Genomic DNA, 22,557 nt, shown 5'->3' with positions numbered 1-22,557 from the left:
TTAGAATACCGGCCTGTCACGCCGGGGGTCGCGGGTTCGAGTCCCGTCCGCTCCGCCACTTACACTAAACCCAAGCAGAAATGCTTGGGTTTTTTTACGTCTGAATGTTTTGTTTGTTCTTCAGCAGAGTGTCTTTTTCCGCCTTTCAGATCGACGTTTCTCTACTAATACCAATCTAAGTAAAAATATGATCTAATTACCTCACCTGAAAAACAACGATAAATGCTATGGATAGCTTAAAAAATATCGACTTCAAAATCAGCATCATTAAAATTCCACCCTACTCCTCTGAATTGAACCCAATAGATCAAGTATGGAGTTGGATGCGGCAGCACTGTTTAGCCAATCAAGCTTTCAAGGATTATGACGATATTGTTGATAAGGTTTGTACGGCGTGGAATTGTTTTTTGGAAAGTAGTCAAAGAGTAGCAACAATGTGCTCAAGAGATTGGGTTAAGCTGCTCAGTTAATTTTACAGAATGGTATAAGCTATCAGGTCAGTATGAAGACACTTATTACCCTCAACATTGACATTATGACGACTGACTTTTAGATATTGCACTATCTCAGTGCATAGTTTCCCTTCGAGGAAGTGCATAATGGCAAGATAGCAAATATGAAGTCGCGCATTTGTGGTTTTGTGAGTTAGCTGTCTAATGGAAGGTATATCGGCCAGTAGCTATAGTGTCATTGATGAGCAGTATTCAAAGAATAACAACTATCAATAACTTAGAGTTATTGTTGGCTTAAAAAGAGGTAGATATTGAGCAAGGAGGTTTAGGTTCCGCCAATATTTATTATGAGTACTTTGTCATCAAGTTGGTATATCGCTTTGCCAAAGAACAGTTAGATTAGCTGCTTAACGTCTTCTATATCCGCAACAACCAAAATACCAGCCTTGTTCATAGCTTCACAGCTTGATGCTGTCGTTTCTTGGGCAATGCCTCGGCAAGCAGATAGGTTGACAATAACTTTAAATTTACAGACATTTTGCAGTTGTAGCGCGGTTGTTTTAACGCAGTAGTCCGTTGCTAAGCCCCCGATAATAATGGTTGTGACTTTTTTGCTATCGAGCCACTCGATCAATCCCGTACTGAGTCTTTCTTCAAGATCATGGAAGCAGGCACCGTAGGGGTGAAGATCTGGCTCGATTCCTTTCCAGATGACATGATCGTAGTCGGTGACAGCAGGTAATCCAGGGATCGTTTTGAAACCAGATGTACCTGGGACGGCATGGGCGACCCAGGTTAAATCTGCATTGGGATGAGGCAGTGGTTGAAGCATTTTATCATGACTGTCTACCACCCAGACAGCTTTAGCTGGATGGGCATCTTTGGTCAATACCCGTAGATCTGCCAGTTCAGCCTGAGCATTGAGAGTTGGCGCAATTTTATCGCCTTCTGGTACCGGGAGTTCATCTGGACACAGAGGGCTGAATGTTCGTTGTGGATCAACATCAATTGCGGCGATAGTCATGCATTCTCCTTAAAGTATCTGATTAAGGATGTGATCTGCTTTGATCCTGCGGATACGCTTAATCAGCTTTCTAACCTGAGCTGGGTAAGCATCGACTTTATCTATAAACTTGTAACTGCCTACAAGTTGAGTATGGCCTAAAATACAGTCTAGTTCTTGCTGCTTCTGCTCTGCCAGCAACTGGTTTTTATCATGCACGAGGATGGCATTTTCAAGGTCGAGCTTCCAGGCTCTTGGGTTTAGATTATTACCGGTGATCAGCATATAACTGCGATCAACCCAGATGCCTTTAAGATGGAAGCTGTTGTCCTTGTGTTTCCAAAGATGGATTGCCAGCTGGCGTCGAGCAATCGCCGCTTCGTTTTGCTTGGCAAAATTTCTCAGGTTAACTTCATATAAATAAGGTAAGCCAGCAATCGTTTTAAATGGTTCACTTGGCGGGATATAAAAGTCATTCGCAGTTTTATCACCAACAACAATTGTTACCTTTACACCGCGACGGATAGCGCGTTTAACTTCACGACTGATTAGGCGTGGAAAATTAAAGTAAGGTGTACAGATTGTCAGCTCTTTTTGTGCACTCGCGATCAAGGTACAGATATGTTGATTCAGCTTGTTCTTTCGTTTTCCGAGACCAATGAGTGGTGTTAGGCCGACCTGATCGCTACCTACGGACTCCGGATCATAAGAATAACTAGCACGTTGCAATTGGCTCCGTAAATCCTTGATCGCTCCTTTTAGAGCTTTGGTCTCAGGACGAATAGCCTGGTTTAAGCAATTAACGGCATCACTATCAGCTAACGTCTCGATAATGAGCTTGGCCATGCTATCTGCAAGATGGGCATTCTGGATAACGTGATAACGGTCATAACGGTAACGTTGATGTTGTGCAAGGTAGACATCATTCAGGCTTGCGCCGCTATAAATAACCTTATCATCGATCACAAAGCCTTTTAGATGTAGGACACCGAAGACTTCCCGGTTACGCACCGGCACACCCAGTACATCGATCTGGTGCTCATAATTTTCTGCGAACTCACGATATAGTGCGGCGTTACCATCTGATTTTTCGGCACCAATAAGTCCTCGTTGAGCACGATGCCAGTCAACCAGAACCTTAATGTCTAAACTAGGGTTTGCCTGTTTTGCTTCATAAAGAGCCGTCAGAATTCCTCGCCCTGCCTCATCATCTTGCAGATAGAGGGCGACAAGGTAAATACGCTGCTTGGCCTGAGTTATTTCTTGGTGAAGACGTTCGCGGAAAGATCCTGCATCTAGAAGTGTCTCTAAATCTTCCGGTTTGTGTGCAATACATGGCAATTGCTCAATGCGCTGCCTGTTAGCAATAGCTGAATCCATTATCGCCTCGTTTACGCGACCTATTAAAGATAAATCTGTTAATTAAGAGTGGAATTATACCAGAAAATTCCCTGATCCTATCAATTCCATTATTAGCTTTGAGTCACGGATAGGCTGAATAACTGTAAATTAGTGTTGATGCCGCATCGCAATCAGGTCTTTTCCACTTTGCCTGTAACGCTGGAGGAGGCTTGCAAGTACCTCTGGCAGTTCATTTTCGGGAATAACGGCAAAGTTAGCGTCGTGATATAACTGTTCCAATTGTCTAAAGGCAAAGCAATAACAAGGAGTGACATTAAGTTGTTGATTACAGGCTGTCAGAAGTAATCTGGCGATACCTGCGCCACGTCGTTCTGGGTGTACAAGCATACCCGTGAGTAACTGGTAGTGATCAAATTGCTTGAATCTGACACAGCAGATGATACTGCTGTTATCTTCACCCACCCAGATAATTTCATTCTTTTTTGCTTTACCTGCCGGGTAATAAGACTTGTAGAAGCGGTTGATTAAAGGAAAACGAAGAGGTTCTAACAGATGGAATCTAAGCTTGCTCATGGGAAAACACTGCGTTGTTAGGATGAATCAGTTAAAATGCGGCCTATAGTATAAATGGTATGGTTCGATATTAGCATGAAAGTTTTGCAAGAAAGGTCACTGGCACCTTTTCACACCTTCGGTATCGAGGTAACAGCTGATCATATTGTTGTTGCTGAGTCTGCACAGGATCTGATAGCAATTTGGCAGAACGAGCAGTATCGGGCTTTACCGAAGTTGATTGTCGGGCAAGGCAGCAATCTATTGTTTTGCGAAGATTATACCGGCGTGATTGTTTTGAACCGTATTCCCGGGGTTGAGGTGACAGAAACAGCTGATAGCTATCAGCTGCATGTTGGTGCTGGTGAAGACTGGCATGAGTTGGTACGTACAACAATAGAAAACAATATGCCAGGTTTGGAAAATCTAGCTCTTATTCCTGGTTGTGTTGGTTCGTCACCGATTCAAAATATTGGCGCTTATGGTGTTGAACTTAAAGATTTTTGTCAATATGTCGATGTGATTGAGCTAGAGACCGGTAGGCTTTTACGTTTATCTGTATCTGATTGTCAGTTTGGCTATCGTGATTCTATTTTCAAGCATGCACTGAAAAATACCCACGCTATTGTTGCTGTCGGTTTGGCACTGCCTAAAGCATGGCATCCTAATCTTGGATATGGCTCTCTGGCGCAATTTGATCCACGCTCTGTATCCGCCAAAGAAATATTTGATGAGGTGTGCCGCATTCGTCAGGTAAAGTTGCCTGATCCTGCTGTATTGGGTAATGCGGGTAGTTTCTTCAAGAACCCTGTTGTTGAGAGCGTGAAGCGAGATTTATTACTGGTGACATATCCGAATATGCCAAGTTATGAAATGGCAAATGGTACTTATAAGCTTGCAGCTGGCTGGCTAATCGACCAGTGCGGCTTAAAAGGCTATAAGGTTGGAGGTGCGAAAGTACATGAGCAGCAAGCGCTGGTATTGGTAAACCATGAGCAGGCGACGGCTAGAAATGTTCTTGAGCTGGCAAATGAGATTGTGGGAACAGTAGAAAAAACGTTTGATGTTACCCTTGAGCATGAAGTGCGATTTATGTCAGCTTGCCAAGAGACGAAATTGGCGGAGATGATGTCATGAAGGATCATTCAACGCGATTGGCTTTAGTGGCTATGTTGTCGGATGGAAAATTCCATTCAGGTGAGGCCTTGGGTGAGTCATTAGGAATATCTCGAGCGGCGATAAGCAAACATATCAAGGCATTACAAAGTTGGGGGTTAGATATCTTCCGGGTGCAAGGTAAAGGCTATAGCCTAGCATCAAAATTGGAACTGCTTGATTGCGATAAGATTTCAGCTCAGGTAAAGTGCCCGAGCTTAGAGCTTATCCCTATGATCGACTCAACGAATCAGTATCTGCTCGATCGGGTTGGCCAGTTACCTCAAGGTGCGGTGTGTCTGGCTGAGTATCAGGAGTCAGGTAGAGGGCGACGAGGAAGGCAATGGCTTTCCCCGTTTGGCAGTAATCTGTACCTATCGATGTATTGGCGACTGGATGCAGGGATGGCTGCCGCAATGGGTTTAAGCCTTGTTGTTGGTGTCGCTATTGCCGAAGCCCTGCAATCACTCGGGGCTGATGATATCAAAGTCAAATGGCCCAACGATCTGTATTACCGGGATAAGAAATTAGCCGGTATTCTCATCGAGATGACAGGACAGACCGGAGAGGCTGCTCATTTGGTGATAGGGATGGGGTTAAATGTGGCAATGACGGAGCAGGGAGGTTCCGAAATTGGACAGGCATGGACCAATTTGGCACAGGCTTGCAGCGGTCTTCCCGAGCGAAACCAATTGGCAGCGACCCTGATCCAGCGTTTGTATGAGACTCTTGAGCATTATGAAAGTGTTGGTCTGGATGGTTTCATTGAACGCTGGAATCGACTTGATAACTTTTTGGATCGCCCTGTTAAATTATTAATTGGTGAGCGCGTGGCCGAAGGAATAGCCCGTGGAATTAATAATCAGGGGGCGTTATTACTGGAAACCGAACAAGGTCTCACTCCTTACGTCGGCGGTGAAATCAGCCTTAGAGGTTGTTAATGCAATTATTAATTGAAGCGGGCAACACCTATGTCAAGGTTGCCCAATTATTTGACGATGGTAATTTTGAGCTATTGGGGCGTTACCCGAGTCGTAAGTTGGAAATGGTATTAGAGCCACTGTTAGATAAAGGAATTAACAGAATTGTCTTTGCCAGTGTCGGTCCGGTGGAAGTCGACAACTCCATTCAGCGTATTGCCCAACTGGCACATATTCCTGTTATGCAGGTTAAGACCCTGAGAAAAGACTTTGGGGTAAAAAATGCCTACACAGAGTATCAATACCTTGGTGTCGACCGCTGGCTAACCCTAGTGGCGATTAGGCAAGAGTTCAAAAAGCCAACCGTGATAGTAGACATAGGAACGGCGCTGACGTTTGACGTGTTGTCAGAGGATGGTAAGCACCTTGGTGGTTGGATTGCCCCTGGTTATCAATTAATGATGAAGTCAGTGCTGGAGAATACCACTAAGGTGTTCTCTGATCGGGAACATAGCGAAACAATTACTTTCGCTGATAATACTGCTGACGGTTTGAAAAATGGATGTAGGGCTGCATTGCTGGGGTTAATCGAATATGGTTTAAGTCAGGCACGTGAAAAGCTCAAGGCCGAACCGGAAGTGATCCTTTGTGGTGGTGGTGTTCGCCACCTGCCTGTTTCCTGGGCAAAGCATTATCGTCATCGATCGGAACTGGTAGTGGAAGGCCTTGCTTTGTATGCGAAATGTCGGTAGTGGCTAAAATTACGGCGATTGAGAACGAAATCTGTAAAAAAAATAATAAAGGTATTGCAAGGGCTGGCGTCATTCTCTAGAATGCGCAGCACTTAAGCCGACTTAGCTCAGTAGGTAGAGCAACTGACTTGTAATCAGTAGGTCACCAGTTCGATTCCGGTAGTCGGCACCAGTTTCTTTGCAATACCCCTGGAGGGGTTCCCGAGTGGCCAAAGGGATCAGACTGTAAATCTGACGGCTCCGCCTTCGAAGGTTCGAATCCTTCCCCCTCCACCATTTTCAAATGATTGAATAGCTCTACAAGTGACGAGTCTTGCGGGCATCGTATAATGGCTATTACCTCAGCCTTCCAAGCTGATGATGCGGGTTCGATTCCCGCTGCCCGCTCCACACTTCTTGTGTGCTGATATAGCTCAGTCGGTAGAGCGCACCCTTGGTAAGGGTGAGGTCGGCAGTTCAAATCTGCCTATCAGCACCACTCCCTCTCCAAGTCACTTCAGTCCTTTTGATATATACTCTACAAACCCATGATTGGTTGTGTGGTCGTAATGCCACCAAATGCCGTGCCTAGAGGGACTATCCATGTCTAAAGAAAAATTTGAACGCGTAAAGCCGCACGTTAACGTTGGTACTATCGGCCACGTTGACCACGGTAAAACAACTCTAACTGCTGCTATCTGTACTACTCTTGCTAAAGTTTACGGCGGTGACGCTAAAGACTTCGCATCTATCGATAATGCTCCAGAAGAGCGCGAGCGTGGTATCACAATCTCAACTTCTCATGTTGAGTACGATACTCCAACTCGTCACTACGCGCACGTTGACTGTCCTGGACACGCCGATTATGTTAAGAACATGATCACTGGTGCTGCTCAAATGGATGGTGGTATTCTTGTTGTTGCTGCAACTGATGGTCCTATGCCTCAGACTCGTGAGCACATCCTTCTTGGTCGTCAGGTTGGTATTCCTTACATCATCGTATTCATGAACAAATGTGACATGGTTGATGATGAAGAGCTACTAGAACTAGTAGAAATGGAAGTTCGTGAACTTCTTTCTGAATACGAATTCCCTGGTGATGACTGTCCAGTAATCATGGGTTCTGCTCTGGGCGCGCTAAACGGCGAGAAAGAGTGGGAAGACAAGATTATTGAGCTAGCTGAAGCGCTAGACAACTACATCCCAGAGCCGGAGCGTGCAATCGACCTTCCGTTCATTCTTCCTATCGAAGATGTATTCTCAATCCAGGGCCGTGGTACTGTTGTAACTGGTCGTGTTGAGCAAGGTATCATCACTGTAGGTGACGAAGTAGCAATCGTAGGTATCAAAGAAACTACCACTACTACTTGTACTGGTGTTGAGATGTTCCGTAAGCTTCTTGACGAAGGCCGTGCTGGTGAGAACGTTGGTGTTCTTCTACGTGGTACTAAGCGTGACGAAGTTGAGCGTGGTCAGGTTCTTGCTAAGCCAGGTTCAATCACTCCMCACACTACTTTCACTTCAGAAATCTATGTGCTTTCTAAAGATGAAGGTGGTCGYCACACTCCTTTCTTCAAAGGTTACCGTCCACAGTTCTACTTCCGTACAACTGATGTAACTGGTACTATCGAGCTACCAGAAGGCGTTGAAATGGTAATGCCTGGTGATAACATCTCTATGACTGTTACACTAATCTGCCCAATCGCAATGGACGAAGGTCTACGCTTCGCTATCCGTGAAGGTGGCCGTACAGTTGGTGCTGGTGTTGTTGCTACAATCGTTGCTTAATTTTAAGTAACCATTGAACAACTGATAAAAGGGAGCTTAGGCTCCCTTTTTTGTACCTGTCGTTTTTCAAAGTGAAATTAACTGCCAGTTTTATATGTACAAATAGTTGTGCGTGTCTGTGTATATATTTTTATCGAAATATTCTCCTATTATTAATAACAGATCTATCTAAAAACTTTACAGTCACAAGCTGGTAATGGAAACCATTCTCGTTTATATTGCTTCAATCGACTTTAAAGATGGAAGTAAAATGTACGTTTGCCTCTGCCACGGAATTTCCGACAAAAAGATAATGAAGCTAACACAGCAGCATGGGATCACTGATGTACGTGGTATTCGTCAGATCACACCTCTGGGATCAATGTGCGGCAAATGTATCAGAACAGCCAAAGAAGTTATTGAAGAAGCGGTTGTTGCCACGACTTTTAAAAAAGCTGGCTAGCTTTTAGTCATGACTCTTTCTGCCATATTTAGAGTATCGTGTAGGTTGGGCTCGGTAGGAGAGGGGGAGAAAGACGCTTCATATAGATTTTTCCTTGCATCGAGTACAACCCTACAATAATTTCCTCGCACCTCGCACCTCGCACCTCGCACCTCGCACCTCGCACCTCGCACCTCGCACCTCGCACCTCGCACCTCGTTTGATTATTTTTCCTACAGGGCTTGCGTTCAAAAGTGTGATCTGTATAATGCACCCCACTGTCTCATTGAAGACGGTTGTGAACCAATAAGCATCGAGGACAAAATCGTTATTTATAACGGTTTTACAATGTACACTCTGACTTATGTTCGCAGTCATTAGATTGACTGACAATGTATCCAAACGGGATACTACGTTCACATAAATCAATCGGCATTCTCTCGATCTATCGAGTTTGAGTGGCGATATTGTTTGTGTAATTTTTATTTGGAGCTCTGTCTCATGCAGAACCAACGTATTCGTATCCGCCTAAAGGCGTTCGATCACCGTTTGATCGACCAGTCTACTGCGGAAATCGTTGAAACAGCTAAGCGTACTGGCGCGCAGGTTAAGGGTCCAATCCCACTACCTACTCGCAAAGAGCGCTTCACTGTTCTTATTTCTCCACACGTTAATAAGGACGCACGTGATCAGTACGAAATCCGTACTCACAAGCGCCTTATCGACATCGTAGAGCCAACAGATAAAACTGTTGATGCTCTGATGCGTCTAGATCTAGCTGCTGGCGTTGACGTCCAGATCAGCCTAGGTTAAGGGGAGATAAGAGAATGATTGGTCTAATCGGTCGTAAAGTGGGCATGACCCGCGTATTTACCGAAGATGGCGTTTCTATCCCAGTAACTGTGGTTGAAGTTGAAGCAAACCGCGTTTCTCAGGTTAAATCTGTTGAAACTGACGGCTACAACGCAATCCAGGTAACTACTGGTACTAAGAAAGCTAACCGTGTTTCTAAGCCACAAGCTGGCCACTTTGCGAAAGCAGGTGTTGAAGCGGGTCGCGGTCTTTGGGAATTCCGTCTAGATAATGGTGAAGAGTTTGCAGTTGGCGCTGAGCTAAATGTTGAACTGTTCAACGAAATTAAAAAAGTAGACGTTACTGGCACATCTAAAGGTAAGGGTTTCCAAGGCGCTGTTAAGCGTTGGAACTTCCGTACTCAAGATATGACCCACGGTAACTCCTTGTCTCACCGTGCACCGGGTTCAATTGGCCAATGTCAAACTCCAGGTCGCGTATTTAAAGGCAAGAAAATGGCTGGTCATATGGGTGCTGAGCGTGTAACGACTCAAAACCTAGAGATCGTACGTGTTGACGCTGAGCGCAATCTGCTTCTTATTAAAGGTGCAGTACCAGGCTCAATCGGCGGCAACGTGATCGTTAAACCAGCTGTTAAAGCGTAGGTCGAGGAGTTAGTAATGGAATTGGTAGTCAAAGGCGCTGATGCGCTAACTGTCTCCGAAACTACTTTTGGACGTGATTTCAATGAAGCTCTAGTACATCAGGTAGTTGTTGCTTACGCAGCAGGTGCTCGTCAAGGTACTCGTGCTCAGAAAACTCGTTCTGACGTTTCTGGTGGTGGTGCAAAACCATGGCGCCAGAAGGGTACAGGCCGTGCACGTGCAGGTACTATTCGTAGTCCTTTATGGCGCACCGGTGGTGTAACTTTCGCAGCTCGTCCACAGGACCACAGCCAGAAAGTTAACAAGAAAATGTACCGTGGTGCTATGAAGAGCATTCTGTCTGAGCTAGTTCGTCAAGAGCGTCTAATCGTTGTTGATAACTTCTCTGTAGAAGCACCAAAAACTAAAGAGCTAGTAGCTAAGCTGAAAGAGCTTGAGCTTACTGATGCTCTAATCGTAACTGGCGATTTAGATGAGAATCTATTCCTTGCAGCACGTAATCTATATAAAGTAGACGTACGTGATGCAGCGGCAATCGATCCAGTTAGCTTGATTGCTTTCGATAAAGTTGTGATGACTGCTGCTGCAGTTAAGCAAGTTGAGGAGATGCTAGCATGATCACTGAAGAGCGTATTTTAAAAGTTCTACGTGCTCCGCACATCTCTGAAAAAGCGACCATGGCTGCTGAAAACGGTAACACTATCGTATTCAAAGTAGCGATGACAGCAACGAAGAAAGAGATCAAAGCAGCAGTTGAAAAACTGTTCGAGGTTGAAGTTAAGTCTGTAAATACTCTTGTAGCCAAGGGTAAGACCAAGCGTCAAGGTATGCGTGAAGGCCGTCGTAGCGACTGGAAAAAAGCGTATGTTATCTTGAAAGAAGGTCAAGACATCGACTTCGCTGGTAGTGCAGAGTAAGGCTAGGAGCAAAGAAGAATGGCTATTGTAAAATGTAAGCCGACTTCCCCAGGTCGTCGCCACGTAGTAAAAGTGGTTAACTCTGACCTGCATAAGGGTAAGCCGTACGCACCACTACTAGAGAAAAAATCTAAGTCAGGTGGTCGTAACAATAACGGTCGTATCACAGTACGTCACATCGGTGGTGGTAACAAACAACACTACCGTATGATCGATTTTAAGCGTACTAAAGATGGCATCCCAGCGAAAGTTGAGCGTCTTGAATACGATCCAAACCGTAGCGCAAACATTGCTCTAGTTCTGTACGCAGACGGTGAGCGCCGCTACATTATTGCACCAAAAGGTCTTCAGGCGGGTGATACCATCCAGTCTGGCGCAGATGCTGCTATCAAAGTTGGTAACACACTACCAATGCGCAACATCCCAGTAGGTTCAACTATCCACTGTGTTGAACTTAAGCCTGGTAAAGGTGCTCAGCTGGCTCGTTCAGCTGGTGCATACGCTCAGCTCGTTGCACGTGCAGGCACTTATGTGACTCTACGTCTACGTTCTGGTGAAATGCGTAAGGTTCTTTCTGAAGGTCGTGCGACCCTAGGTGAAGTTGGTAATGCAGAACACATGCTACGTGAGCTAGGTAAAGCTGGTGCTTCACGCTGGCGCGGTGTTCGTCCAACTGTACGTGGTGTTGTAATGAACCCAGTTGATCACCCACACGGTGGTGGTGAAGGTCGTACATCAGGCGGTCGTCACCCAGTATCACCTTGGGGTGTTCCAACTAAGGGTTACAAGACTCGTAAGAACAAGCGTACCGACAAGTACATCGTACGTCGTCGTAACAAGTAATTTATAAAGAGGATACGCCATGCCACGTTCTCTCAAGAAAGGTCCTTTCATTGACCTGCACTTGCTGAAGAAGGTAGAGAAAGCGTTGGAAAGCGGAGACAAGAAGCCTGTAAAGACTTGGTCCCGTCGCTCAATGATCATCCCTCAGATGATCGGTTTGACCATCGCTGTCCATAATGGTCGTCAGCACGTTCCTGTTTTCGTTTCTGAAGAAATGATCGGTCACAAGCTAGGCGAATTTGCACCAACACGTACTTATCGCGGCCACGCTGCAGATAAGAAAGCTAAGAAGCGCTAAGGAGTAAGTAATGGAAGCTATCGCTAAACATCGCTTTGCTCGCATTTCGCCGCAGAAAGCTCGTTTGGTTGCAGATCAACTGCGCGGTAAGCCAGTTGCTCAAGCTCTTGAAATTCTTAACTTCAGCAACAAAAAAGCTGCTGATTTAATCAAGAAAGTTCTAGAGTCTGCTATCGCTAACGCAGAACACAACGAAGGCGCAGACATTGATGATCTTAATGTTGCTAAGATCTTCGTTGACGAAGGTCCTACCATGAAGCGTATTATGCCTCGTGCTAAAGGCCGTGCCGATCGCATCTTGAAGCGTTCTAGCCACATCACTGTTGTTGTAGCAGATCGCTAACTAGGAGAGAAAGCAATGGGTCAGAAAGTACATCCTAATGGTATTCGTCTAGGCATCGTTAAGCCTTGGAATACCACTTGGTTTGCTAACAGCCAAGAGTTCGCTGACAACCTAGACGGCGACTTCAAGGTACGTCAGTTCCTTACTAAAGAACTGAAAAAAGCATCTCTATCACGCATCGTTATCGAGCGTCCTGCTAAGAGCATCCGTGTGACTATTCACACTGCTCGTCCAGGCGTAGTAATCGGTAAGAAAGGTGAAGACGTAGAGAAACTACGCGCTCGCGTTGCAAAGATCGCTGGTGTTCCAGCTCAGATCAACATCGCTGAAGTACGTAAGCCAGAGCTAGACGGTCAATTAGTTGCAGATAGCATCGCTTCTCAGCTAGAACGTCGTGTTATGTTCCGTCGCGCTATGAAGCGTGCAGTTCAGAACGCTATGCGTCTTGGCGCTAAGGGTATCAAAGTTCAAGTAGGTGGCCGTCTAGGCGGTGCTGAAATCGCACGTTCTGAGTGGTACCGTGAAGGTCGTGTACCTCTACACACTCTTCGTGCTGACATTGATTACGCAACTTCTTCGGCTCACACCCAATACGGTGTAATCGGCGTTAAAGTTTGGATCTTCAAAGGTGAAGTTCTAGGCGGTATGCCAATTGAAGAGCCTAAGGCTGACAAGCCTAAGAAGCAGCGCAAAAGCCGTAAATAAGGAGTTTATTGATGCTGCAACCTAAACGCACTAAATTCCGCAAGACTTTCAAAGGTCGTAACCGCGGTCTAGCGAACGGTACTGACGTAAGCTTCGGTACATTTGGTCTTAAAGCTGTTGGCCGTGGTCGTTTGACTGCTCGCCAAATTGAAGCTGCACGTCGTGCTATGACTCGTCATATCAAACGTCAAGGCCAAATCTGGATTCGTGTATTCCCAGACAAACCTATCACATCTAAGCCTCTTGAAGTTCGTCAAGGTAAAGGTAAAGGTAACGTAGAATACTGGGTTGCTCAAATTCAACCAGGCAAAGTTCTTTATGAGATGGATGGTATTCCTGAAGACCTAGCTCGTGAAGCATTTAACCTTGCTGCACGTAAGCTACCAATCAAGACTACATTCGTAACTAAGGCGGTAATGTGATGAACGCACAAGACCTGCGCGCTAAAAGCGTTGAAGAACTGAATGCTGAGCTTGTGAGCCTACTACGTGAACAGTTCAACCTGCGTATGCAGGCTGCTACTGGTCAACTACAGCAGACTCATACTCTTAAAGCAGTACGTCGCGATATCGCACGTGTTAAAACCGTTCTGACTGAGAAGGCTGGCGCATAATGAGCGAACAAATTCGTACTCAGCTTGGTCGTGTTGTTAGCGACAAAGGCGATAAGTCTATTGTTGTTGCAATCGAGCGTAAAGTGAAGCACCCGATCTACGGTAAGTACATCACGCGCACGACTAAACTTCACGCACATGACGAAAACAACGAGTGTGGCCTAGGCGACACAGTTGAAGTTCGTGAGTGCCGTCCACTGTCTAAGACTAAGTCTTGGACACTGGTACGCGTAGTTGAAAAAGCTCGCGCTTAAGCGAACTTAGCAACTAACTAATACAGCGGCCCTGAAAATATTTAGGGCCGTTTATTTTTTGTCTACCCATCGGTCGAAAATGGTGTTATTATTCGCCGCCTTTGAAAGAAAAGGTCTTCCGACCCGAGATGGGTCCAGACGTTTAAAATAAGCGGAGCACTAACATGATCCAAATGCAAAGTACGCTTGACGCAGCCGATAACTCCGGCGCTCGTCGCGTAATGTGTATTAAGGTTCTGGGTGGTTCTCACCGCCGTTACGCACACATCGGTGATATCATCAAGATTACTGTGAAAGAAGCAATTCCTCGCGGTAAAGTTAAGAAAGGTGATGTTCTGAAGGCGGTGGTTGTTCGCACCCGTAAAGGCGTTCGTCGCCCAGACGGCTCTGTCATTCGCTTCGACCGTAATGCTTGTGTATTGTTGAACGACACTACTGAGCAACCAATCGGTACTCGTATCTTCGGCCCAGTGACGCGTGAACTTCGTAATGCGAAATTCATGAAAATCGTATCACTAGCGCCTGAAGTACTGTAAGGAGTAAAAAATGGCAGCTAAAATCCGTCGCAATGACGAAGTTATCGTTCTTACCGGTAAAGATAAAGGTAAGAAAGGTAAAGTAACTAAGGTTCTAGCAACCGGTAAAGTTATCGTTGAAGGTATTAACCTTGTTAAAAAACACCAGAAGCCTGTACCGGCGATGGGTGTTCAAGGTGGTATCGTTGAACAAGAAGCAGCTATTGATGTTTCTAACGTTGCAATCTTCAATGCTGAAACTGGTAAAGCGGACCGTGTAGGCTTCCGATTTGAAGACGACAAAAAAGTTCGTTTCTTTAAATCTAATAGCGTAACGATCAAGTAACTTTGGAGTAGTACACTATGGCGAAACTGCATGATTACTACAAAGAGACTCTAGTAAAAGAACTTGCTGAAAAGTTCGAATACCAGAGTATCATGCAAGTCCCAAGGATCGAAAAAATCACACTTAATATGGGTGTTGGTGAAGCGATCAACGACAAGAAGCTTCTAGAGAATGCTGCTGCTGACATGACTGCTATTGCAGGTCAGAAGCCGCTTATCACTGTAGCTCGCAGGTCTGTTGCTGGCTTTAAGATCCGTGAGGGCTACCCTATTGGCTGTAAAGTAACCCTACGTGGCGAACGCATGTGGGATTTCTTCGAACGTCTAATTTCAATTGCTGTACCTCGTATTCGTGATTTTCGTGGTCTAAACCCGAAATCTTTCGATGGTCGTGGTAACTACAGCATGGGCGTTCGTGAGCAGATCATCTTCCCAGAAATCGATTACGATAAAGTAGATCGTGTACGTGGTCTTGATATCACAATCACAACATCTGCGAAATCTGACGAAGAAGCTCACGCTCTATTATCTGCTTTTAACTTCCCATTCCGTAAGTAAAAGTAAGGGTTACAAATGGCTAAAGAATCAATGAAGGCACGCGAAGCTAAACGTGCCAAGCTTGCAGTTAAGTTCGCTGAAAAGCGTGCGGCACTTAAAGCTCTAATTAGTGACGTGAATGCGTCTGAAGAAGACCGCTGGAATGCAGTGCTTAAACTTCAGTCACTACCACGTGATTCTAGTTCATCTCGTCAGCGTAACCGCTGTTGCCAGACTGGACGTCCACACGGCTACCTACGTAAATTCGGTCTAAGCCGTATTAAGGTTCGCGAAGCTTGCATGAAAGGCGAGATTCCGGGTCTGCGTAAGGCTAGCTGGTAATTAGTTGCCAATTTAGAATCACGGAGTATTGACTTATGAGCATGCAAGATCCGATTTCGGATATGCTGACCCGTCTTCGTAACGGTCAGGCAGCGAAAAAAGTTGCTGTTAAAATGCCATCTTCTAAGCAGAAAGTTGCTATTGCAGCTCTTCTAAAAGAAGAAGGTTTCGTGGCTGACTACACTGTTATCGGTGAAGTTAAGCCTGAGCTAGAAGTTACTCTTAAGTACTTCGAAGCGAATCCAGTTATTGAGCAAATCCAACGTGTATCACGTCCTGGTCTGCGCATCTACAAGAAAAAAGATGCTCTTCCATCAGTGATGGGTGGCCTTGGTATTGCTGTTGTATCCACTTCCAAGGGTCTTATGACCGACCGCGCTGCTCGCAAAGCGGGTCTTGGCGGTGAGATTATCTGCTACGTAGCATAATAGGAGTAGGAAATGTCTCGTGTTGCAAAAGCACCTGTAGTTATTCCTGCCGGCGTAGAAGTTAAACTCAACGGTCAGGAAATCACTGTTAAAGGTGGTAAAGGCGAACTAGTTCGTGTTATCAACGAAGCAGTTGTATTGTCCCAGGAAGAAAACACCATCACTTTCGGTCCACGCGAAGGCGTTGCTAACGCTTGGGCTCAAGCGGGTACTGCTCGTGCGCTAGTGAACAACATGGTTGTTGGTGTTACTGAAGGCTTTACTAAGAAGCTTACTCTTAAAGGTGTTGGTTACCGTGCGAACGTTGCTGGTTCGACTGTTAACCTAACCCTAGGCTTCTCGCACCCAGTTGCGCATGAACTACCAGCCGGTATCAAAGCTGAATGTCCATCACAAACTGAAATCGTACTTACGGGTACTGATAAGCAGATTGTTGGTCAGGTAGCGGCAGATATTCGCGCTTACCGTAGCCCTGAACCTTATAAAGGTAAAGGTGTTCGTTACGCAGACGAAGTCGTGCGTACTAAAGAAGCTAAGAAGAAGTAAGGTAACACTATGGATAAGAAAGCATCTCGTATCCGTCGTGCGACCAGAGCACGTCGTAAGATTGCTGAACTGGGCGCAACTCGCCTAGTTGTACACCGTACTCCACGTCACGTGTACGCTCAGGTAATCGCACCAAATGGCTCTGAGGTTATCGCTGCCGCTTCTACCGTAGAAAAAGCGATTCGCGAGCAGGTTAAGAGTACTGGTAACAAAGACGCTGCTGCAGCTGTAGGTAAAGCTATTGCTGAGCGCGCGATTGAAAAAGGCATCTCTAATGTTGCATTCGATCGTTCTGGTTTCCAATACCACGGCCGTGTTGCTGCACTAGCAGAAGCTGCTCGTGAAGCTGGTCTGAAATTCTAAGGTAGGCGGAAGATGGCTAACGAAAAAACTCAATCAGATTTGAATGAAAAGCTGATCGCTGTTAACCGTGTATCTAAGACGGTTAAAGGCGGACGCATTTTCAGTTTTACTGCACTAACAGTAGTTGGTGACGGTAACGGTCGCATCGGTTTTGGTTACGGTAAGGCACGTGAAGTTCCTGCTGCAATCCAGAAAGCGATGGAAAAAGCACGCCGTAACATGGTTACAGTAGCGCTTAACGACGGTACGCTACACCACGCTGTTAAAGGTCGCCACACTGGTTCTAAAGTGTACATGCAGCCTGCATCAGAAGGTACTGGTATCATCGCCGGCGGTGCAATGCGTGCAGTGCTAGAGGTTGCGGGTATCCGTAACGTACTAGCTAAAGCATACGGTTCTACTAACCCAATCAACGTTGTTCGCGCAACAATTGATGGTCTAAGTGGAATGAACTCTCCAGAAATGATCGCAGCTAAGCGTGGTCTTTCTATCAAAGAAATTCTGGAGTGATCGACATGGCTAATACTATTAAAGTAACACAGACAAAGAGCTCTATCGGTCGTTTACCGAAGCATAAAGCAACTTTGCGTGGCTTGGGCCTTCGTCGTATCAACCACACTGTTGAACTTGAAGATACTGCCTGCGTACGCGGCATGATCGCTAAAGTTTACTACATGGTTAAAGTTGAGGAGTAATCAGTATGCGTTTGAATACTCTATCACCGGCTGCGGGTTCTAAGCCTTCTGCGAAGCGCGTAGGCCGTGGTATCGGTTCAGGTCTGGGTAAAACTTGTGGCCGTGGTCACAAAGGTCAGAAATCACGTTCAGGTGGTTCTGTACGTCCAGGCTTCGAAGGCGGTCAGATGCCTTTGAAACAGCGTCTACCAAAATTCGGTTTTACTTCTCGCAAGAGCTTGGTAACTGCTGAAGTTCGTCTAGCTGAGCTAGCGAAAGTTGAAGGTGACGTAGTAAGCCTAGAAACTCTAAAGGCTGCGAATGTAATCACTAAGAACATTGAGTTCGCGAAAGTTGTACTTTCTGGTGAGATCGCTCGTACCGTTACAGTTAAAGGTCTACGCGTGACTAAAGGCGCTAAAGCTGCTATCGAAGCTGCAGGCGGTAAAATCGAGGAATAATTAACTCGAGGATGAGGTACAGATGGCTAAACAACCAGGACAAGATTTTCGTAGTGCACAAGGTGGCCTAGCAGAGCTTAAGACTCGCCTGCTATTCGTATTAGGTGCTATCTTAATTTTCCGAGCAGGCTCTTTTGTGCCTATTCCTGGTATTGACGCTGCTGTACTTGCCGATCTGTTCGAACAGCAAAAGGGCACTGTCATTGAACTGTTTAACATGTTCTCTGGTGGTGCACTTGAGCGTGCTTCTATTTTAGCATTGGGTATTATGCCGTATATTTCGGCATCAATTATTGTCCAATTGCTAACAGTAGTTCACCCGGCTTTGGCCGAGTTGAAGAAAGAAGGTGAATCTGGTCGTCGTAAGATTAGCCAGTACACCCGTTACGGCACGCTTGTTTTGGCAACCTTCCAAGCAATTGGTATTGCAACGGGGTTACCAAGTATGATCCCTGACCTGGTGATTAATCCGGGTCTTGGATTTTACTTTGTCGCGGTAGTGAGTTTGGTTACCGGTACCATGTTTTTGATGTGGTTGGGTGAGCAAGTTACCGAGCGAGGCATTGGTAACGGCATATCGGTAATTATCTTTACTGGTATCGTTGCTGGTTTGCCACCAGCTATTGGACAGACTGTAGAGCAAGCACGTCAAGGTGAATTGCACGTACTTCTTTTACTGTTAATTGCAGTTATCTCTTTCGCTGTGATTTATTTCGTAGTGTTCATGGAGCGTGGTCAGCGTCGTATCGTCGTTAACTATGCCAAGCGTCAGCAGGGCCGTCGAGTTTTTGCTGCGCAGAGCACTCATCTGCCGTTGAAAATCAACATGGCAGGGGTTATCCCAGCGATTTTCGCATCGAGTATTATTCTGTTTCCGGGGACGCTGGCTCAGTGGTTCGGTCAGAATGAGAACCTAGGTTGGCTAAGTGATATTTCACTGGCACTCAGCCCAGGTCAGCCACTTTATGTGATGCTTTATGCTGCTGCGATTATTTTCTTCTGTTTCTTCTATACCGCGTTGGTGTTTAACCCTCGCGAGACAGCTGATAACTTGAAGAAGTCTGGTGCGTTCGTACCTGGTATTCGCCCGGGTGAACAGACCGCGAAATATATAGATAAAGTGATGACTCGTCTGACATTGGCAGGCGCGCTCTATATTACCTTTATCTGTCTGATCCCCGAGTTTATGATGATTGCATGGAATGTCCGCTTCTATTTTGGCGGTACATCGCTACTTATCGTAGTTGTAGTTATTATGGACTTCATGGCTCAAGTTCAGACACACTTGATGTCTCAACAATATGAGTCTGTTTTGAAAAAGGCTAATCTTAAAGGCAACGGCCGTTAAGACTGGTTATCCATTTACGGAGTTTAGCAATGAAAGTTCGTGCTTCCGTTAAGAAAATCTGCCGCAACTGTAAAGTTATCAAGCGCAACGGTGTTGTGCGTGTAATTTGCATTGAGCCAAAGCATAAACAACGCCAAGGCTAATAAGCAGAAATATTTCTTGCAAATTGAAGGTAGGTTGGCTAAATTAGCCAACCAATCTTTTGTGTGTGCAAAAGAATTGTTCCACCGCTGCGTATCCTAAACGGGCTCTGCAGCGGTTATTCTTGTAAAGTACTAGGAGTGAATAGTGGCCCGTATTGCAGGCATTAACATTCCTGATCAGAAACATTCTGTAATCGCTCTAACAGCGATCTACGGCATCGGTAAAACCCGTTCTCAAGCTATCTTAGCTGAAGTGGGTATTGCTGAAGATGTTAAGATCAGTGAACTGACTGAAGAGCAGATCGATCTACTGCGTGATGGTGTAGCTAAGTACACTGTAGAAGGTGATCTACGTCGTGAAGTATCCATGAACATCAAGCGTCTTATGGACCTTGGTTGTTACCGTGGCCTTCGTCATCGTCGCAGTCTACCACTACGTGGACAGCGTACTAAAACCAACGCTCGTACCCGTAAGGGTCCGCGCAAGCCGATCAAAAAATAATCGGATAAGGTAGAGTACAATGGCAAAACAACCAACTCGCGCTCGTAAGCGCGTACGCAAGCAAGTAGCTGATGGCGTTGCGCATATTCATGCTTCTTTCAATAACACAATCGTAACCATTACTGACCGTCAGGGTAACGCTCTATCTTGGGCTACTGCAGGTGGTTCTGGTTTCCGTGGTTCTCGTAAATCTACACCGTTTGCTGCACAGGTTGCTGCTGAGCGTTGTGGTGAAATGGCCAAAGAATATGGCGTTAAGAACCTGGAAGTTATGGTTAAGGGCCCTGGTCCTGGTCGTGAGTCTACAATCCGCGCTCTAAACGCAGCGGGTTTCCGTATCACTAACATTGTTGATGCGACTCCGATCCCTCATAACGGTTGTCGTCCACCTAAGAAACGTCGCGTATAACGTTTCTAGGAATATTGGAGAAAGAACATGGCAAGATATTTGGGTCCTAAGCTGAAGCTTAGCCGTCGCGAAGGCACTGACTTATTCCTTAAGTCTGGTGTACGCGCGATTGATACCAAGTGTAAAATCGATAACGCGCCGGGCATGCACGGTGCGCGTCGCGGTCGTCTATCTGATTACGGCGTTCAGCTTCGTGAGAAGCAGAAAGTTCGTCGTACTTATGGCGTACTAGAGAAACAATTCCGTAACTACTACAAAGATGCTGCTCGCCTTAAGGGTAACACAGGTGAAAACCTGCTTCAGCTTCTTGAAGGTCGTCTTGATAACGTAGTTTACCGTATGGGTTTTGGTGCTACTCGCGCTGAAGCACGTCAGCTGGTAAGCCACAAAGCGATCCTAGTTAACGGTACAGTCGTAAACGTTCCTTCTTTCAAGGTAGCGGCAAACGACGTTGTTAGCATTCGTGAGAAAGCTAAGAACCAAGCACGCATTAAAGCAGCTCTTGAAGTTGCTACTCAGCGTGAACTACCGACTTGGGTCGAAGTAGACAACAGCAAACTAGAAGGTACTTTCAAGCGCCTTCCAGAACGTTCTGATTTGTCTGCCGACATCAACGAACACCTGATCGTCGAGCTTTACTCTAAGTAAGGCTATAGTTAAGAGAGGACACAATGCAGGGTTCTGTAACAGAATTTCTTAAGCCGCGTCTTGTTGATATTGAACAAGTTAATACGACGCACGCAAAAGTAACTCTTGAGCCACTAGAGCGCGGTTTCGGCCACACTCTAGGTAACGCTCTACGTCGTATTCTACTATCTTCAATGCCGGGTTGTGCCGTAACTGAAGTTGAAATCGACGGTGTGTTACACGAGTACAGCACCAAAGAAGGAGTACAGGAAGATGTTCTTGAGATCCTTCTAAACCTTAAAGGTCTAGCCGTTAAGGTTGAGGGTAAAGACGAAGTTATCCTTACTCTGAACAAATCTGGTGCAGGCCCTGTTGTTGCAGGTGACATCACCCACGACGGTGATGTTGAGATTGCGAACCCAGAACACGTAATCTGCCATCTAACTGATGACCATGCTGATATCAGCATGCGCATCAAGGTAGAACGTGGTCGTGGCTATGTACCAGCGTCTGCTCGTATTCACACAGAAGAAGATGAGCGCCCAATTGGTCGTCTGCTAGTTGATGCAACTTTCAGCCCAGTTGACCGTATCGCATACGCAGTAGAGGCAGCACGTGTTGAACAACGTACTGACCTAGACAAGCTTGTTATCGATATGGAGACTAACGGTACGCTTGATCCTGAGGAAGCTATTCGTCGCGCAGCAACTATTCTTGCTGAGCAACTGGATGCGTTCGTAGATCTACGTGATGTACGAGTTCCTGAAGAGAAAGAAGAGAAGCCGGAGTTCGATCCGATCCTACTGCGTCCTGTAGACGATCTTGAACTAACTGTTCGCTCTGCTAACTGTTTGAAAGCAGAAGCGATCCACTACATCGGTGATCTTGTTCAGCGCACTGAGGTTGAGCTACTTAAAACGCCAAACCTTGGTAAGAAGTCTTTGACTGAAATCAAAGACGTGCTGGCATCTCGTGGTCTGTCTCTAGGTATGCGCCTAGAAAACTGGCCGCCAGCATCTATCGCTGAAGATTAATAGTTACTGATATCTAGTTAGAAGGATTAGGTCATGCGCCATCGTAAGAGTGGTCGTCAACTCAACCGCAACAGCAGTCATCGCAAAGCGATGTTCAGCAACATGGCTAGCTCTCTGGTACGTCACGAACTTATCAAGACTACCTTGCCTAAGGCAAAAGAGCTACGTCGCGTAATTGAGCCATTGATTACCCTAGCTAAGACAGACAGTGTTGCTAACCGTCGTCTTGCATTCGCACGTACTCGTGATAACGAAGTTGTTGCGAAACTATTTAACGAATTAGGTCCACGTTTTGCTCAGCGTCCGGGCGGTTACACTCGCATTATGAAATGCGGTTTCCGTACTGGCGATAAAGCCCCTATGGCTTACATTGAGCTAGTAGATCGTCCTGAAACTCAGGAAGCTGCTGCTGAATAAGCACTAGCGCGTTAAATTAAAAGAGGCCGAGTCTTTGACTCGGCTTTTTTTT

At 45.9% G+C, this 22,557-nt stretch carries 37 protein-coding genes and 4 tRNA genes; 38 read left to right on the top strand and 3 right to left on the bottom strand.

Features of this window, described 5'->3' with window-relative positions:
• Positions 1 to 227 precede the first annotated feature (227 nt).
• Complete coding sequence (locus EDI28_RS24355) at positions 228 to 470, top strand: transposase (RefSeq protein WP_128786465.1); 243 nt, start codon at positions 228 to 230, stop codon at positions 468 to 470.
• A gap of 376 nt (positions 471 to 846) precedes the next feature.
• On the opposite strand, the gene EDI28_RS24350 is transcribed toward EDI28_RS24355, so the two are convergent.
• The 3 genes from EDI28_RS24350 to EDI28_RS24340 form a co-directional block, all read right to left on the bottom strand.
• Positions 847 to 1,476: a nicotinamidase gene (locus EDI28_RS24350; protein WP_128786464.1), complete on the bottom strand. Its 630-nt coding sequence runs from the start codon at positions 1,474 to 1,476 to the stop codon at positions 847 to 849.
• A gap of 9 nt (positions 1,477 to 1,485) precedes the next feature.
• Entirely contained in the window at positions 1,486 to 2,835 is a 1,350-nt protein-coding gene (gene pssA, locus EDI28_RS24345) for a CDP-diacylglycerol--serine O-phosphatidyltransferase (RefSeq protein ID WP_128786463.1), read from the bottom strand.
• Positions 2,836 to 2,964: 129 nt separating this feature from the next.
• Positions 2,965 to 3,390: a GNAT family N-acetyltransferase gene (locus tag EDI28_RS24340; protein WP_128786462.1), complete on the bottom strand. Its 426-nt coding sequence runs from the start codon at positions 3,388 to 3,390 to the stop codon at positions 2,965 to 2,967.
• A 75-nt stretch (positions 3,391 to 3,465) separates the two neighbouring features.
• On the opposite strand from EDI28_RS24340, the gene murB reads away from it, so the two are divergent.
• The 37 genes from murB (at position 3,466) to rplQ (ending at position 22,505) form a co-directional block, all read left to right on the top strand.
• A complete protein-coding gene (gene murB, locus EDI28_RS24335) occupies positions 3,466 to 4,506 on the top strand; it encodes a UDP-N-acetylmuramate dehydrogenase (RefSeq protein ID WP_128786461.1) in 1,041 nt (346 codons plus the stop codon).
• Positions 4,503 to 5,465, top strand: coding sequence for a bifunctional biotin--[acetyl-CoA-carboxylase] ligase/biotin operon repressor BirA (gene birA / locus EDI28_RS24330; RefSeq protein ID WP_128786460.1), 963 nt, complete (start codon positions 4,503 to 4,505; stop codon positions 5,463 to 5,465). Before murB ends, birA begins: the two co-directional genes overlap by 4 nt.
• Complete coding sequence (locus tag EDI28_RS24325; protein ID WP_128786459.1) at positions 5,465 to 6,196, top strand: type III pantothenate kinase; 732 nt, start codon at positions 5,465 to 5,467, stop codon at positions 6,194 to 6,196. Before birA ends, EDI28_RS24325 begins: the two co-directional genes overlap by 1 nt.
• A gap of 96 nt (positions 6,197 to 6,292) precedes the next feature.
• Positions 6,293 to 6,368 (top strand) — tRNA-Thr (locus EDI28_RS24320).
• 19 nt (positions 6,369 to 6,387) lie between these two features.
• Positions 6,388 to 6,472, top strand: a tRNA-Tyr gene (locus EDI28_RS24315).
• Positions 6,473 to 6,511: 39 nt separating this feature from the next.
• Positions 6,512 to 6,586, top strand: a tRNA-Gly gene (locus tag EDI28_RS24310).
• A gap of 12 nt (positions 6,587 to 6,598) precedes the next feature.
• Positions 6,599 to 6,674 (top strand) — tRNA-Thr (locus tag EDI28_RS24305).
• A gap of 104 nt (positions 6,675 to 6,778) precedes the next feature.
• Positions 6,779 to 7,963 carry an elongation factor Tu gene (tuf, locus tag EDI28_RS24300; RefSeq protein ID WP_128786458.1) on the top strand — a complete coding sequence of 395 codons (1,185 nt, stop codon included), beginning with the start codon at positions 6,779 to 6,781 and terminating at the stop codon, positions 7,961 to 7,963.
• Positions 7,964 to 8,213: 250 nt separating this feature from the next.
• Entirely contained in the window at positions 8,214 to 8,405 is a 192-nt protein-coding gene (locus EDI28_RS24295) for a (2Fe-2S)-binding protein (protein WP_128786468.1), read from the top strand.
• A 480-nt stretch (positions 8,406 to 8,885) separates the two neighbouring features.
• A complete protein-coding gene (rpsJ, locus tag EDI28_RS24290) occupies positions 8,886 to 9,197 on the top strand; it encodes a 30S ribosomal protein S10 (protein ID WP_002541412.1) in 312 nt (103 codons plus the stop codon).
• Positions 9,198 to 9,211: 14 nt separating this feature from the next.
• A complete protein-coding gene (gene rplC, locus EDI28_RS24285; protein ID WP_128786457.1) occupies positions 9,212 to 9,841 on the top strand; it encodes a 50S ribosomal protein L3 in 630 nt (209 codons plus the stop codon).
• Positions 9,842 to 9,856: 15 nt separating this feature from the next.
• Positions 9,857 to 10,459, top strand: a complete 603-nt coding sequence (gene rplD, locus EDI28_RS24280; protein ID WP_128786456.1) for a 50S ribosomal protein L4 — start codon at positions 9,857 to 9,859, stop codon at positions 10,457 to 10,459.
• Complete coding sequence (gene rplW / locus EDI28_RS24275) at positions 10,456 to 10,758, top strand: 50S ribosomal protein L23 (protein WP_075762923.1); 303 nt, start codon at positions 10,456 to 10,458, stop codon at positions 10,756 to 10,758. The genes rplD and rplW overlap by 4 nt, the downstream gene beginning before the upstream one ends.
• Before the next feature lie 18 nt (positions 10,759 to 10,776).
• A complete protein-coding gene (gene rplB / locus EDI28_RS24270; protein ID WP_128786455.1) occupies positions 10,777 to 11,601 on the top strand; it encodes a 50S ribosomal protein L2 in 825 nt (274 codons plus the stop codon).
• Between the two features lie 19 nt (positions 11,602 to 11,620).
• A complete protein-coding gene (gene rpsS, locus EDI28_RS24265; RefSeq protein ID WP_005302795.1) occupies positions 11,621 to 11,899 on the top strand; it encodes a 30S ribosomal protein S19 in 279 nt (92 codons plus the stop codon).
• A gap of 10 nt (positions 11,900 to 11,909) precedes the next feature.
• Entirely contained in the window at positions 11,910 to 12,242 is a 333-nt protein-coding gene (gene rplV / locus EDI28_RS24260) for a 50S ribosomal protein L22 (protein WP_005302797.1), read from the top strand.
• A 15-nt stretch (positions 12,243 to 12,257) separates the two neighbouring features.
• Complete coding sequence (gene rpsC / locus EDI28_RS24255; protein WP_128786454.1) at positions 12,258 to 12,947, top strand: 30S ribosomal protein S3; 690 nt, start codon at positions 12,258 to 12,260, stop codon at positions 12,945 to 12,947.
• An 11-nt stretch (positions 12,948 to 12,958) separates the two neighbouring features.
• Entirely contained in the window at positions 12,959 to 13,369 is a 411-nt protein-coding gene (gene rplP, locus EDI28_RS24250) for a 50S ribosomal protein L16 (RefSeq protein WP_128786453.1), read from the top strand.
• Positions 13,369 to 13,560 carry a 50S ribosomal protein L29 gene (gene rpmC, locus EDI28_RS24245; protein ID WP_128786467.1) on the top strand — a complete coding sequence of 64 codons (192 nt, stop codon included), beginning with the start codon at positions 13,369 to 13,371 and terminating at the stop codon, positions 13,558 to 13,560. Before rplP ends, rpmC begins: the two co-directional genes overlap by 1 nt.
• Positions 13,560 to 13,814, top strand: a complete 255-nt coding sequence (gene rpsQ, locus EDI28_RS24240) for a 30S ribosomal protein S17 (RefSeq protein WP_128786452.1) — start codon at positions 13,560 to 13,562, stop codon at positions 13,812 to 13,814. Before rpmC ends, rpsQ begins: the two co-directional genes overlap by 1 nt.
• 164 nt (positions 13,815 to 13,978) lie before the next feature.
• Positions 13,979 to 14,350, top strand: a complete 372-nt coding sequence (rplN, locus tag EDI28_RS24235) for a 50S ribosomal protein L14 (RefSeq protein WP_075762918.1) — start codon at positions 13,979 to 13,981, stop codon at positions 14,348 to 14,350.
• A gap of 10 nt (positions 14,351 to 14,360) precedes the next feature.
• Positions 14,361 to 14,675: a 50S ribosomal protein L24 gene (rplX, locus tag EDI28_RS24230; RefSeq protein ID WP_107283396.1), complete on the top strand. Its 315-nt coding sequence runs from the start codon at positions 14,361 to 14,363 to the stop codon at positions 14,673 to 14,675.
• 17 nt (positions 14,676 to 14,692) lie between these two features.
• Positions 14,693 to 15,232, top strand: a complete 540-nt coding sequence (gene rplE / locus EDI28_RS24225; RefSeq protein WP_128786451.1) for a 50S ribosomal protein L5 — start codon at positions 14,693 to 14,695, stop codon at positions 15,230 to 15,232.
• A 15-nt stretch (positions 15,233 to 15,247) separates the two neighbouring features.
• A complete protein-coding gene (gene rpsN, locus EDI28_RS24220) occupies positions 15,248 to 15,553 on the top strand; it encodes a 30S ribosomal protein S14 (protein WP_128786450.1) in 306 nt (101 codons plus the stop codon).
• A 35-nt stretch (positions 15,554 to 15,588) separates the two neighbouring features.
• Positions 15,589 to 15,981, top strand: a complete 393-nt coding sequence (gene rpsH / locus EDI28_RS24215) for a 30S ribosomal protein S8 (RefSeq protein ID WP_128786449.1) — start codon at positions 15,589 to 15,591, stop codon at positions 15,979 to 15,981.
• Positions 15,982 to 15,993: 12 nt separating this feature from the next.
• Positions 15,994 to 16,527, top strand: a complete 534-nt coding sequence (gene rplF, locus EDI28_RS24210) for a 50S ribosomal protein L6 (RefSeq protein ID WP_128786448.1) — start codon at positions 15,994 to 15,996, stop codon at positions 16,525 to 16,527.
• Positions 16,528 to 16,536: 9 nt separating this feature from the next.
• On the top strand, positions 16,537 to 16,890 hold the full coding sequence (gene rplR / locus EDI28_RS24205; protein ID WP_068330631.1) for a 50S ribosomal protein L18: 354 nt from the start codon (positions 16,537 to 16,539) through the stop codon (positions 16,888 to 16,890).
• A gap of 12 nt (positions 16,891 to 16,902) precedes the next feature.
• Positions 16,903 to 17,400 (top strand): 30S ribosomal protein S5, encoded by a 498-nt coding sequence (rpsE, locus tag EDI28_RS24200; protein WP_128786447.1) that lies wholly within the window; start codon positions 16,903 to 16,905, stop codon positions 17,398 to 17,400.
• Between the two features lie 5 nt (positions 17,401 to 17,405).
• Positions 17,406 to 17,585, top strand: coding sequence for a 50S ribosomal protein L30 (rpmD, locus tag EDI28_RS24195; protein WP_128786446.1), 180 nt, complete (start codon positions 17,406 to 17,408; stop codon positions 17,583 to 17,585).
• Between the two features lie 5 nt (positions 17,586 to 17,590).
• On the top strand, positions 17,591 to 18,025 hold the full coding sequence (gene rplO / locus EDI28_RS24190; protein ID WP_128786445.1) for a 50S ribosomal protein L15: 435 nt from the start codon (positions 17,591 to 17,593) through the stop codon (positions 18,023 to 18,025).
• A gap of 22 nt (positions 18,026 to 18,047) precedes the next feature.
• Entirely contained in the window at positions 18,048 to 19,373 is a 1,326-nt protein-coding gene (gene secY, locus EDI28_RS24185; RefSeq protein ID WP_128786444.1) for a preprotein translocase subunit SecY, read from the top strand.
• A gap of 29 nt (positions 19,374 to 19,402) precedes the next feature.
• Positions 19,403 to 19,516 carry a 50S ribosomal protein L36 gene (gene rpmJ / locus EDI28_RS24180; protein ID WP_128786443.1) on the top strand — a complete coding sequence of 38 codons (114 nt, stop codon included), beginning with the start codon at positions 19,403 to 19,405 and terminating at the stop codon, positions 19,514 to 19,516.
• A 145-nt stretch (positions 19,517 to 19,661) separates the two neighbouring features.
• Positions 19,662 to 20,018: a 30S ribosomal protein S13 gene (gene rpsM, locus EDI28_RS24175; protein WP_107349869.1), complete on the top strand. Its 357-nt coding sequence runs from the start codon at positions 19,662 to 19,664 to the stop codon at positions 20,016 to 20,018.
• Between the two features lie 19 nt (positions 20,019 to 20,037).
• Positions 20,038 to 20,427 carry a 30S ribosomal protein S11 gene (gene rpsK, locus EDI28_RS24170; protein WP_005370963.1) on the top strand — a complete coding sequence of 130 codons (390 nt, stop codon included), beginning with the start codon at positions 20,038 to 20,040 and terminating at the stop codon, positions 20,425 to 20,427.
• 27 nt (positions 20,428 to 20,454) lie between these two features.
• The gene (gene rpsD / locus EDI28_RS24165; protein ID WP_128786442.1) at positions 20,455 to 21,075 is read left to right on the top strand and encodes a 30S ribosomal protein S4; all 621 of its coding nucleotides are present in this window, start codon (positions 20,455 to 20,457) and stop codon (positions 21,073 to 21,075) included.
• A 23-nt stretch (positions 21,076 to 21,098) separates the two neighbouring features.
• Positions 21,099 to 22,088 carry a DNA-directed RNA polymerase subunit alpha gene (locus tag EDI28_RS24160; RefSeq protein WP_128786441.1) on the top strand — a complete coding sequence of 330 codons (990 nt, stop codon included), beginning with the start codon at positions 21,099 to 21,101 and terminating at the stop codon, positions 22,086 to 22,088.
• A 33-nt stretch (positions 22,089 to 22,121) separates the two neighbouring features.
• Positions 22,122 to 22,505, top strand: coding sequence for a 50S ribosomal protein L17 (rplQ, locus tag EDI28_RS24155; protein ID WP_128786440.1), 384 nt, complete (start codon positions 22,122 to 22,124; stop codon positions 22,503 to 22,505).
• The last annotated feature ends 52 nt before the right edge of the window (positions 22,506 to 22,557 follow it).

It is taken from the genome of Photobacterium chitinilyticum (assembly GCF_004104355.1).
GTDB lineage: Bacteria > Pseudomonadota > Gammaproteobacteria > Enterobacterales > Vibrionaceae > Photobacterium > Photobacterium chitinilyticum.
The sequence above is the reverse complement of the archived record's forward strand: the minus strand, read 5'-3'. Positions and strand labels throughout refer to the sequence as shown.